General features: G+C 40.4%; 8 protein-coding genes and 1 tRNA gene. 3 read left to right on the top strand and 6 right to left on the bottom strand.

From position 1 onward, the window contains the following. Positions 1–82: 82 nt before the first annotated feature. Positions 83–1,834, bottom strand: coding sequence for an acetolactate synthase large subunit (locus DOD25_RS03825; RefSeq protein WP_112928740.1), 1,752 nt, complete (start codon positions 1,832–1,834; stop codon positions 83–85). 255 nt (positions 1,835–2,089) lie between these two features. Between DOD25_RS03825 and DOD25_RS03820 the strand changes: the two genes are divergently transcribed. Both DOD25_RS03820 and DOD25_RS03815 read left to right on the top strand, forming a co-directional pair. Beyond that, entirely contained in the window at positions 2,090–3,283 is a 1,194-nt protein-coding gene (locus DOD25_RS03820) for an SLC13 family permease (protein ID WP_064340223.1), read from the top strand. A gap of 79 nt (positions 3,284–3,362) precedes the next feature. Beyond that, positions 3,363–3,435 (top strand) — tRNA-Arg (locus tag DOD25_RS03815). 127 nt (positions 3,436–3,562) lie between these two features. On the opposite strand, the gene DOD25_RS03810 is transcribed toward DOD25_RS03815, so the two are convergent. From DOD25_RS03810 to DOD25_RS03790, 5 genes are all read right to left on the bottom strand, one after another. Then, positions 3,563–3,967: a Fur family transcriptional regulator gene (locus tag DOD25_RS03810; protein WP_004106002.1), complete on the bottom strand. Its 405-nt coding sequence runs from the start codon at positions 3,965–3,967 to the stop codon at positions 3,563–3,565. A 20-nt stretch (positions 3,968–3,987) separates the two neighbouring features. Further along, positions 3,988–5,160 (bottom strand): 5-(carboxyamino)imidazole ribonucleotide synthase, encoded by a 1,173-nt coding sequence (gene purK / locus DOD25_RS03805; RefSeq protein WP_004106000.1) that lies wholly within the window; start codon positions 5,158–5,160, stop codon positions 3,988–3,990. Continuing rightward, positions 5,144–5,608, bottom strand: a complete 465-nt coding sequence (gene purE, locus DOD25_RS03800) for a 5-(carboxyamino)imidazole ribonucleotide mutase (RefSeq protein WP_217430206.1) — start codon at positions 5,606–5,608, stop codon at positions 5,144–5,146. The genes purK and purE overlap by 17 nt, the downstream gene beginning before the upstream one ends. A gap of 113 nt (positions 5,609–5,721) precedes the next feature. Then, the gene (locus DOD25_RS03795; RefSeq protein ID WP_082851859.1) at positions 5,722–8,385 is read right to left on the bottom strand and encodes a bifunctional lysylphosphatidylglycerol flippase/synthetase MprF; all 2,664 of its coding nucleotides are present in this window, start codon (positions 8,383–8,385) and stop codon (positions 5,722–5,724) included. A gap of 1 nt (position 8,386) precedes the next feature. Further along, positions 8,387–9,766, bottom strand: coding sequence for an alpha/beta hydrolase (locus tag DOD25_RS03790; RefSeq protein ID WP_064340224.1), 1,380 nt, complete (start codon positions 9,764–9,766; stop codon positions 8,387–8,389). Positions 9,767–10,074: 308 nt separating this feature from the next. Here DOD25_RS03790 and DOD25_RS03785 point away from each other — a divergent pair, with 308 nt between their 5' ends. Continuing rightward, positions 10,075–12,144 (top strand): LTA synthase family protein, encoded by a 2,070-nt coding sequence (locus DOD25_RS03785; protein WP_064340423.1) that lies wholly within the window; start codon positions 10,075–10,077, stop codon positions 12,142–12,144. The last annotated feature ends 82 nt before the right edge of the window (positions 12,145–12,226 follow it).

Below are 12,226 nucleotides of genomic sequence, written 5' to 3'. Positions count from 1 at the left end.
GTACAAAACTGTACTAACAAACAAAAGACCACGTAATCTAGCGTGATTACGTAGCCTTTTGTCTGCAAAAATTTATTGAAACTCAGTTACTAAAGTCAATATCGCCGAGCTTTTCAATAAGCTTCATATTCTCACTGTAGTCAACTGGGCAAGAAATCACGTCGACGCCGCTTTCCTGATCCAGCGCTTCACGAAGCATGTTGTACAAATCCTCCGGCTTTTTAACAGCATGACCGCGCGCGCCAAAGCTTTTAGCCAGTTTTGGCACGTCCGGATTATGGAAATCAACGTACTCGTGCTCGCCTGCATGAAGCTCCATCTTCCACTTGATTAAGCCGTACGCGTTATCTTCCCAAACAAGAACTACCATTCGGCTGCCAACGCGCACTGCAGTTTCAATTTCCTGCACGTTCATCATAAAGCTTCCGTCGCCCATCACAGCCAAAACCGGTTTCGTGTTAATTTTGCCGGAATTATCGCGAATAAACGAAGCTCCAACAGCACCTGGAAGCGTCCAAGCCATAGTTGAAAGACTGTTGTCGATTATGCAAGTATTCGGGTGCATAGTTGGGTACAATCGTGCCATCCACATTTTAAGAGCGCCTGTATCTACAAGAACCTTCGTGCCTTCAGGAACAGCGCGGCGAATATCGTAAACTACGCGCTGTGGTTTCATTGGCATGCTTTCGTCGTTTTCGCAAGAATGTAATTCTTCCGTAAGTAGTTGTCGAATACGTGGGTGACTTACGTCAAAAGTAATGTTTCGTGTCTTTAATACTTCTGTAAGAGTTTTAAGCGTTTGGCCAATATTCGCCATAATATTCAGCGCAGTAGGGTAGTGTGCGTCGGTATCTTCCACAAAAGTATTGATGTGAATAATAGTTTTATCAATATTTGGGTTGATTTTCTTCGGGTCGAACTGCTGAATTGAGAAGCCGACAGCAATAATCAAATCAGCAGTGTCAAACGCGAAGTTCTCGTAATCGCGATGCATGAAGCCGACTACGCCAAGTGCATTAGGATGATTGTCTGGGAAAACGCCCTTACCTTCGAAAGTAGTTGCAACCGGCACATTAAGCTGCTCAGCAAACGCAAGAAGCTGGTCCTCAGCGTGAGAGCGCGCAACGCCGTTTCCAGCCAAAATAATAGGTTGTTTTGCTTGACTAATAATTTTCGCAGCTTCTTCAATAGTGTCTGGCGCTGGCATAATATGCAGCGGATGTGGAAGTGGAAGAGGCTTTGCGTTGTCAGGTGCTGGCATTTCGCTGATATCTTCCGGAATAACAAGACATGTGGCTCCCGGACGGTTGCGACCGGCAATTGAGAAAGCTTTTCGAACCATTTCTGGCGCAGATTCTGGAGCAAGCATCATAGAAGACCATTGCGTAATTGGCTGGAAGAGTGCAACCAAATCAATAATTTGGTGAGATTCCTTATAAAGCCTAGAAACGTTACCTTGTGCGCAAATTGCTACAAGCGGTGTGGTGCTTGCGTTTGCTTGAGCTACAGGAAGTGTTAAATTCAATGCACCAGGACCTAGAGTTGCCAAGCATACGCCCGGTTTTCCAGTAATATGAGCGTATGTCGCTGCCATAAAACCAGCGCCCTGCTCGTGGCGAGTAAGCACAAAACGAATGCGTCCATCGCGCTCAATTGCTTCAAGAAGCGGAATATTTTCCTCACCTGGAATACCGAATACTACTTCAACGCCTTCGTTTACCAAGCATTCAACAACTAAATCTGCAGTATTGCGCTTGTGGTTTTCACGAAGATGCTTTTGACGAGCAAGTTTTTGTTCAAGCTTCTGATCTTCTGTTTTGTTTATTTCTGCCATAATTCGCTTCTTGTGTAGACAACAAATTCTTTGTTTTAATATGATATACGCAATCTTGTCTTTAAACGCAATTTTTTCAATGCGCGTGTCATAAAAAAGGGCGGAATTTTATGTTAGCTACTTTAGGCTAAATCACGCTATTAATAGTCGCTAATTTATTGTTATTGCAACGATTTTGTCGGGAATTTAACCCGATTGTGGGACTGGGTTTCTAGTATAATAGAGTCATTATGTCTATTGCGTTACGGAGGAATGATGAAGCGCTGGCTGTTGAATGTGGTCAAGTGTGAAACCATTCTTATTGTTGCTGCAATTTTGGCAGTTATTTCCTGTTTTTTGGTACCTCCAGATCCGCAATATTTGAGTTATATTCATCTCAACACTATTTCGCAATTAGTGTGCCTTATGATGGTTGTGTGCGGATTCCAGCGCATTGGTGTGTTTCGATCTATTGGTGCGCGTTTGCTAAGGCATGTGCGCACTGAGCGCGGCTTGGTGCTCGTGCTTATGTCGTTAACATTCTTTTCGGCAATGTGGATTACGAACGACGTTGCTCTCGTAACTTTTGTGCCTTTTGCACTATCTGTGCTCGTAATGGCGAATGCTGAAAAGCAGTCAATTCTTGTAATTACGCTTATGACTATTGGTGCCAATGTTGGAAGTATGCTCACTCCTATTGGCAATGCTCACAATCTGTATTTAAAGGCGTTGACTCATATGTCTACGCAAGATTTTTTGAAGATTATGGCGCCTTATACGATTACAGCAGCACTGTTGATGATCGTATTTGCATTCGTATTCTTTAAGTCGCGCACAGTTGACCAGTTTGCAGGTTTGCATGGTGACGATATTGAGCAAAGTGTGTTGGCTCCTTCGCATGGTCATCCGCAGCCTGATGAAATTCGTGTTATGGGCTATGGCATGAGTTTTACTCGCTGGCGTGTTACTGTTTATAGTTTGCTGTTTGTTGTTTGCTTGTGTGGTGTTAGTGGATGGATTCCTGACTGGATTATGGTGCTCATTATGGTTGCAGCTTTCCTTGTTTGCGACCGCCACGTATTCCGTGTTTTAGATTGGGCTTTGCCGCTCACGTTTATTATGTTCTTTGTTTTTATTGGCAATATGCGTCGAGTTGCTGGATTTAGCGATCTTGCGCAAATGTGGGTTGGTACGCATCCGATGGAAGTTTCTATTGCTTCAAGCCAATTTATTAGCAACGTGCCGACGACGATTCTGCTTTCTGGATTCTGTGATCAGTGGAAGCTTCTTATTATTGGCACGAATCTTGGTGGAATGGGTACTTTGATTGCTTCTATGGCTTCGCTTATTTCTTATAAGGGAATTACACACCAGTATTCGCATTACCGTGGGCGTTATTTGCTCACGTATACTATTGTCAATGTGTTCTTCCTTGCAGTGTTGATGTCACTTGCGTGGATTATTGAATAACAATTTTTATATAAACGTTTGATATTTATAATTTTATGGCGCGTTGATAGTAGTTTTTTGGTATAATAACCATTTGTTTGCCTCTGTAGCTCAAAGGATAGAGCAACGGCCTTCTAATCCGTTGGTTGCGCGTTCGAGTCGCGTCGGGGGCACTATGAAATCTTGAAATAGCATAGCGCATTTCAAGATTTTTCATGGTGCCGAGCTTGCTCAAGGTCGAAAGCACGGTGTGCTTTCAACGCAAGCGAGGTCTGCACGCGTCAATAAGACGCGCGCAGGTTACTTATCTTCTTCGCGGCAGCTTTCGCATAAGCCGAATACTTCTAGCGTATGATCCACCACAGTATACCCGTGAGATTCAGCTACTTTATGAATCCAGCCTTCGTCGTCAGGCGGCTCAATATCAACAGTTTTTCCGCAACGTTCGCAAACTAAATGATGGTGGTGCGTATTCTCGTCGCAAATGCGGAATAATTGCTGACCGTTAAAACGCACTGTGTCTACTTCGCCGCTTTGAGTTAAAGAATTAAGTTGACGATACACTGTTGCTAAGCCAATAATCTCCCCGTCTTTGGCGAGTATTCTGTGCAAATCTTGTGCAGAAACAAAATTACGAGACTCGCGTAAGTAGGAGAGTACTATTTCTTTTTGTTTTGTATGTCTACGCATAGGCTCGCTAGACATTTCGCATCCTTTCGTCGTTTTTAGTCTAGTTCGTCGTCCCAGCAGCCTGTTGCATCTAATGCGGCAGCGGCGTCAACAGGATTATCGCATAGCACAGTAATATGACCCATTTTGCGATTCTTACGAACTTCAGCTTTTCCATAATCGTGTATATGCCATTCTGGATGTTCCAAAATCAGCGAACGCGTAGGAGCCACATGTTGTCCAAGAACATTTACCATAACAGCAGGGGAAAGTAGCTTAGGCTTCTTTAAAGGCCAACCAACAATACCGCGAATATGTGCTTCAAATTGATCCATATCGCAAGCTTCAATCGTATAATGCCCGGAATTGTGAGGGCGAGGAGCGAGTTCGTTTACTACTACGCGATTATCTTTAGTGATGAAAAGCTCAATTCCTAATGTTCCTGCTAGTTCGAATCCTTTAGCTAAGCGCAAAGCTAATTCGTGAGCTGTTTTTTCAACTTCAGGATCAACTACTGCAGGAGCTAAAGTCATGTGCAAAATACTATTGTGATGCACGTTTTTTACTAGAGGATAAGTTACGAAATCCTTACCATTTCCAGAAACCAGGATCGATGCTTCAAAAGCAAAATCAACGAAACCCTCGAGAATTGAAGGAGGGAATTTTCCTCCGCGATCCGAGCGATGGTGAATGTTAGCAACGTCTTCTTCTGTACGCAAAACATCTTGGCCATGACCGTCGTAGCCGCCGCGACGAGTTTTAAGAATTGCTGGCAAGCCTATTTCGTCAATAGCAGTATCTAAGTCGTCTAAATTATTTACTTCACGCCACGGAGCTGTTTCGATTTTATGACTATTAATGAACGTTTTTTCACTGACGCGATCTTGAGTTACGCGTAACAGGTCAGTTCCTTGTGGGATTGCGGTTAAATGACGAACTTTATCAAGTGCGTCTGCGTTAACATTTTCAAATTCGTAAGTTAATACATCGCAACGTTCAGCAAGCTCACGCAAGCCTTCAGGATCGTCGTAATTAGCTTCAACCTGCAAATCTGCTACTTGGAACACAGGGCAGTCAAGCGTAGGATCAAGAACACCAATACGAAAACCCATATGGCGAGCTGCAATAGCCATCATGCGCCCTAACTGGCCGCCACCAATAATTCCAATAGTGGATCCTGGCATTAAACGTTCAACAGCGCCATTAGTTACTTCAGATAAGGTTGGCATTTGATTCCTCGACTTTTTCTTTTAGTTCATTGCGATATTCTGCTAGTTCTTTAGCAAGACGATTATCAGTTGTGCTTAGAATGCTTACAGCAAGCAATCCAGCATTTGTTGCTCCAGAGTTTCCAACTGCAGTAGTTGCAACAGGAATACCTCCTGGCATTTGTACTATTGAAAGCAATGAATCCCAGCCTGATAGCGCATGCGAGCGTACTGGCACTCCAATAACAGGAAGCGTGGTTTGTGCCGCAATCATGCCAGGCAAGTGGGCAGCTCCGCCGGCTCCAGCAATAATAATTTTGAAACCGTTTGAGCGAGCATTATGCGCAAAATCTGCCATTAATTCTGGTGTACGATGTGCGGAAATAACTCGTTTCATATACGGAACTTGGAATTTATCTAGAATTTCACAAGCATGACGCATGGTTTCCCAATCACTTGAGGATCCCATTACGACAGCGACGGTTGGCTTTACTTCTGACACGATGAACCTCCCTGACGTGCACTTGTTACTTTACGCAACACTAGGGAGAACTCGCCGAAGTTTATCTAAAACTTAACAAATTATTTGTTCGCTTCGCTACTTTTTGGACGCAACGATTTTACCATTTCTAGTATTTGTTTAGGATTAGCTTCCGGTAAATAGGCGTGAGTCACAGCTAGTGAAATCTGAGCTAATTTTGCAGAATCCATGTAGCAGACATATACGGAACTTGCGGATGGTTGGAATTTTTTCTTGAAGAAATATAGCGATTTGAACCCATAAGCTGGTTCCAAAATGTCAGACATCATTTCTAGTGCATGATTAATAACGTTAGAAGATTTTTGACCATTTTCGTTCAATGTGTCTTCGTTTATACCAGCTAGAGGTGCTGCAGAAAGGCTCATAAATTCTACAGAACAGTCTGGGTTTTCTAATCCTTCATCTCTTAAACGTTCTGCCATTCTAGCAATTAATAATTCCATAATCCCATTAGGACTATCTGTGCGGTGACGCATAAAATCAAGTGTCCAACCAATGATTCTATTATTCCTATACGTTGGCATCCAGCTAGTTACTCCAAGTACCCTGCCGTCTTCATTAATAGCGTATAAAATTTTGACGCGGTTATCCTGAAGTTCGTCAAGTCCACCGAGAGTAAATTTCATTTCTGGAAGAGCTTTTAACTCTGCCCATTCTTCTGAAATTTCTACAATTTGTTGCTGTATGTCCCAAGAGGCTTCGTTATAAGTTGTAAGTACGTCGGCAATTCCATCTCGTTTTGCTTTGTTTATAGCTGTACGAATATCTTGCCATTTTTTCCCTCGCGTCTGCCAAGCATTAGGGTCTACTAGCATGTCTGTTCCGACTTTAATAGAAGTAAATCCAAGTTTTTCTAGTTCTTGACGCGTTTTATCGTGCACAGCATAGAATGCTGGAGACCACGAATTTTGTTCGCATAATTTAATAAATCCTCGAATATCTTGCGAATATTCTTTTTCATCTCCAAAAGGCTCTGTAAGAGTGAGTGCAATACCGTAATTTAGTCTATAGGCGATTGCAGATTGCCCGCTTTGAGAGAACCAATAATGGTTATTTGCCCAAGTCGTCATAAAGCTCATTGTGTTTCCGCCAAGTTCTACTAATGAGCTTGCTTTTTTTCTATCGTTTTCGCTTGTAGAGATGCTGCTGCGGAACCACGTAAAGCAGACAATAAACAATATTGCCCAGAATATCACGCCCACGCTTTGTGCTAGTAAAGAAGATAGAGGTGTTTCAGTGCGAAGCATTGCGTTAGATCTGTTTCCAAATCCCATAGGCATCCAGCGCCCTGGTAAATCTCGCAATAAGTGGTAAACATCAGCAGATGGAGTAAATTCTTCAGGTATCATAAGACCAAAAGCAACATATCCAGCGCCAGTTATGTACAATGCTATAAAAATCGCTATTAGTCCCAAACGTGCCTGTAGTTTGCTCGTATGAACAGAAAAATGCTTTAAATTAATTATCAACAAAATAGTAAGCAATAATGGTGGGAGAGCTGTAAGCATAAAAGCAACAGCAACAGCATTATGTTGATGTTCCAAAATATTTTGTTTTGTGGCAATTAAAGGCAAAACAGTGAAATACATTCCTGCATATAGCACAGTTAGTGCGTTTATAAATATAGAAGTTAATGCAGCTAGTCTACGCCCTCGTAACATTCCCCACGCAATAATCATCAGTGTGATGCTTGGTAATAGAATGCGAATCCATAATCCGCCAATTGCAGCGTGATGTAGACCTGAATGAAGAAAACAATTATTTGTGCTGTAATTTGTCATGCATCGCGTAAGCCATGTTTTAGAGCCTAGTTGCGGTGACATAAACAAACCAAGAGTAGTAAGAATTCCTGCGTGAGAGCGCGAAGATAATGCCAACACTGGACCTAATGCAATAATGCTCTGAGCTACTGCAAAAAGCCTACGAATTTCGTAATCTGTACCTTCCCACCAGTTTACACTTCGTTTAACGCCTTTTGTTTTGCTCATAATATTGCCGATGATGTGCCCTGTAAGAGCTGCAATAATAGTGCAATAATCGCCAGGATTTCCACTATAAAGAAGCATTGCTGAAGTAGTAGCGTATCCAATTACTAAAGTTCTTCTGCGCCACAAAATAGATTCGTAAGATGCAGAAGCCATAAAAGCGCCAATAAACAGTGTGAATGGAGATAGTCGAATAGGAATCTTGGTAATCCAATGCATGTTTCGAATAATGATTGAAAGATTACCTATGATTGTTAATCCTACAATTATGCCAATAAGTGTGCTAAATATTGCAATATAAATAATATTGAGTCTACTTATACGAGTTTCTGCAACGCCAATAAGTACGGCAACAAGTAAACAATTAACCATAAGAGATGGCATATTATTTACGAAAATAAGCGAATGACATACTTTTATCAGCAGCTCTGTGACGTTTCCGTGCCCGAAGAATAGGCTTGGACCTTTTGAGCGATGATGCCGCATAAACAATTGTGCAAGAGTAGCGCTTGTGCCATAAGTATAAAAATGCATAAGCGTTAATACAACCCAATGTATGCAATTTATAACAATAAAAATGCACGTAAGTGTTAATGCAAAAACTTTATGTTGCATCCAAGCTATGAAATCGTGCATCAATATTTTTGTATGCCGAATTGCTGAATGTTTAGAATCAGAATCATTTTTCTTACAACGTTTATGAAAGAAAGACAGCATCATATTAGTCTCGATTCACCTGCTGGTTGATAAGAATTTGTACATTTTGGTAGGTATTAAGTTTTGGTGCAGTGCTTGAAATACCTGTTTTTTTGCAGAATTGATCAATTGCTATTTTTAATCCAGCTTTTACTGTGTGCCAATCATGACCATTGCCTTGAGAAAGCATGGTTATAACATTCATTCCAGCGCGATGTGCGCTTAATGCAATGGTTGCCTGATTCGCTTGAGATTTAGTATCCCATGAGCCTGCAATAGCGTAATAATTTTGTTTCAAAGGAGCATTTTTACGCATTATCACACTAGGTACGTGTCGCTCATATTCTGATGTGTTTCCATTGAAATAATGATTAATTGTTTCTTGGCGATTCTTATACGTTGGTTCTAGTTCCCCTCCGGCAGAAAAAATGTTTCCGAATATATCAGGGTGAGATGGAACTAGTTGCGTTGAGCAAGTGCCTCCTTGTGAGAAGCCGCCCATAAGCCACATTTTAGGATCTTTGCTTACTGGCAAATGTTTGCGTATCCATTTAGGAACATCATTAATTAAATATGTTTCTGCTTTGCCGAACACATGTGTATCCGCACAAAGAGAATTATGCGAAGATTCACCATTTTGGTCAGGAGCTACAACAATAGGTGCAAGACCGTAGTGATCTTTCGCGTAATTGTCTAAAGTATTTGCAATATCGCTTGCTGCAAAAAAGTGATTAGGGCTACCAGGTTGTCCTGCGAACATGACCATAACTGGCAGTTTTGGTGGTTTTTTAACAAGTGCAGCAGGTGGCAAGTATACGTTCGCTATTCTAGCATTGAAATGTGAAGCAGTGTTAGGGATATAAACTGAACGAACAATACCTTTTTTAGGAAGTTTTGGCAGTTTTTGTTGGGCTGCTAACTCTCTCCACTGCTTAATACTAGAGGATGCGGATTTTTGCTTATTAACTTCTAGTTTTGGAAAACCGCCCATTCCAAATATTGAACCTATTGTCGTATATTCCCCATAAATCATGTCTACATGAAGAGCTGTGCTTGCTAACGTCAAGATAATAGCTATTACTGCAACTAGTTTCCTCCATTTGTGTAAGAAAACAAGTGCTGTTGCTGCAAAACCTATAAGCCCGAAGCCGCATGCAATAGAAAAAATAACGAGCCATCCAAGACTTACTCCGAATACAAGAAACACGTCAGAAATAAGCCAAGCAATTATTCCACCGACAAAAAATGTTATGACACCTATTGCAAGCTGTATTAGTAAGTGGAACATTTTCTTGCCGCGTTTTGTTTTCATAAAAAGCAACAAGACTAAAGAAATACCATTTACGCTAAAAAGGCTTATTGGTAGCCATCCTTGCAAAAGACTCACTTTTGCCAATTGCAGCATGTTTGACTCCTATACTTTCTAGTCTAATTTGCGTACCAGTTACCAATCTAAGTGACATATACGCACAGTAATTGCCCAACCTAGTAATGTAATGCTAGTATCTGAAATTTTCCTCAATATTTGTTTTATTTTTATTATTTATTCTATTTAAATAATAAATATCGAAACATATATTGTAATCAGTCCTAAGTATTAAAATCGCTATTTTTCTTGTTTCAATGCATTGTTAAAAAGTTATGACGATAGCAATAAGTAAACTTGCACATTATTAGTAATAATCAGTATGTGTGTGATTTATTGAGGATAATATGAAGTCATTTTTGCGCTTGAAAGTTCCGTATTGGCTGTATGCATTTCTTTTCTTTGTTATTGACGGCATGTCGGTAATTATTGTGCAAATGGGTGTGCAGCGCGCTGGAAGAGTTGAGATGACTTCTGCAATGTCTGGTGGACGTTGGGGATTAATAACTAAAACTTGGAGAGAACTTAATTTTGTTATTGTTCTTAGTGCGCTCGTCGTTGCGATGATATACGGTTTAATTCTTTTGATTAGTAACCGATTTTGGATATCAAGTGCAATAATTCTAAGTGTTTCATTGCTTATTGCTGTTATTGAATATATGAAAGTAAATGTTCGTTATGAAACTATTCTTCCTGCGGACTTAAACTTTTTAAAAAGTAACACTGGTAATGTCGCTTCATTTTTGCCAGATAATGCTCCTATGGTCATTGGTGTTGCTTTAGGCGTTTTTATTTTGCTTTTAGTTACAACTGTTTGCTTACACATATTTGATACAAATCATGGAAAGATTGTGCGATTTAAAGATTGGCGCTATTCTGCTGGCATTCGTGTTGCAATTGCGTTGATTTTAATAGGGAATTTAAGCTGGTATATTGGCGGCGTTGGCACAGTCGACTCTTCAGCTAACGTTTTTTCTAAAATGCTTGGTGACAGTCCTGCTATGTGGGATTCTGTTTATGATGCTCAACGCAATGGTGCTATTGTGGCATTTTTGCGTAATGTAAATCCTAAAATTATGGATAGGCCGGCTGATTACAGTGAAGAAACTATGAAGGCTGTATACAAGCGTTATAACGATGAATCTAAACGTATAAATCGTTCTCGTACAACAAATATGAACGATAATACTTTTATTCTTATTTTGTCTGAATCGTTCTCTGATCCTACTCGTGTTCCTGGTTTGAAGTTGAACAAGAATCCAATACCATTTATTAGCAATTTGAAGAAGCATACGGATAGTGGTTTGATGCTTTCTTCTGGTTACGGTGGCGGTACTGCAAACCTAGAGTACATGTCTTTAACTGGTTTGAGCATGGCTAATTTTGATCCTTCAATGACTAGTCCGTATCAGCAGTTGGTTCCTAATGCTCAATGGTCTCCAACTATTAATCAATATTGGGATGATTCTCGTAATTCTATTAAATCTATAGCTTTCCACCCGTATGAGCCGAGCATGTATTTGCGCGCTACTAATTACAAAAAGTTTGGATTTAGTAAGTTCTACGCATTGCAAGGACCTGATGTTATTGCTCACCGTGATGTGCTAGATAAATCGCCGTATGTTTCTGACGCATCAGCATATAAGAGTGCGTTAGAAAAGATTAAAGAACATAAGCAACCTAGGTTCGTACAAATTGTTACTATGCAAAACCACATGCCTTATAGGGATTGGTATGCGAATAATGAATTCGAAGCGTCTTCTAAAGATGGTGCCGCTGATCTTGGTGATGATGAAAAAACTTCTATTGAAACGTATGCTAAGGGTGTGCAGCACACTGATGAAGCAACGCAAGCGTTTTTGAAGAGTTTAGATAAACTGAATAAGCCTATTACTGTTATGTTTTATGGTGACCATTTGCCAGGAATTTACGGTACTGCAAGTTCGGATGAAAAGAATTCATTGTCTTTGCATTTGACTGATTATTTTATTTGGTCAAATAAAGTTGCTTTGGAGCGTAAAGAGCGTAGTGAGAAAAAATCTTCAAACAAAAATGTAGAGCATTCTAATACAAGTAAAGATGTAGATCGTACTAATAAGTATTCTTCACCTAACTTCTTTATTTCTCAGGCTGCTTTACATATGAACGCTAAAGTTTCTCCGTATCTTGCTTTCTTAACTCGTTTACATGAGCATGTGAGTGCTATGGAGCCTCCTGTTGTAAATACTATTCAAGGCTGGGATAGAATTCCTGAAGGACAATCAATTTATTTGGATAACGATGGTAATCCGATGATTTTGTCTAAGATGGATAAGAAGTCACGTCAACTTCTTCACGACTATCGCTTAATACAATACGATATTACTGCTGGAAAGCATTATTTGCGTAATACTGATTTTATGAAATTACCGCGCTAAAAGTTAGTTTGATAATTAAAATGCCCCTCGTTTGTATTTGATAAATATTATTTTTCAAATAGCGAGGGGCTTATTGATTTGC

It is taken from the genome of Gardnerella leopoldii, assembly GCF_003293675.1.
GTDB lineage: Bacteria > Actinomycetota > Actinomycetes > Actinomycetales > Bifidobacteriaceae > Bifidobacterium > Bifidobacterium leopoldii.
The sequence above is the reverse complement of the archived record's forward strand: the minus strand, read 5'-3'. Positions and strand labels throughout refer to the sequence as shown.

Coding starts and splice junctions, on each gene's coding strand:
- DOD25_RS03825 (WP_112928740.1), bottom strand. CDS start 1,834: ATGGCAGAAATAAACAAAACAGAAGATCAGAAGCTTGAACAAAAACTT.
- DOD25_RS03820 (WP_064340223.1), top strand. CDS start 2,090: ATGAAGCGCTGGCTGTTGAATGTGGTCAAGTGTGAAACCATTCTTATT.
- DOD25_RS03810 (WP_004106002.1), bottom strand. CDS start 3,967: ATGTCTAGCGAGCCTATGCGTAGACATACAAAACAAAAAGAAATAGTA.
- purK (WP_004106000.1), bottom strand. CDS start 5,160: ATGCCAACCTTATCTGAAGTAACTAATGGCGCTGTTGAACGTTTAATG.
- purE (WP_217430206.1), bottom strand. CDS start 5,608: ATGGGATCCTCAAGTGATTGGGAAACCATGCGTCATGCTTGTGAAATT.
- DOD25_RS03795 (WP_082851859.1), bottom strand. CDS start 8,385: ATGATGCTGTCTTTCTTTCATAAACGTTGTAAGAAAAATGATTCTGAT.
- DOD25_RS03790 (WP_064340224.1), bottom strand. CDS start 9,766: ATGCTGCAATTGGCAAAAGTGAGTCTTTTGCAAGGATGGCTACCAATA.
- DOD25_RS03785 (WP_064340423.1), top strand. CDS start 10,075: ATGAAGTCATTTTTGCGCTTGAAAGTTCCGTATTGGCTGTATGCATTT.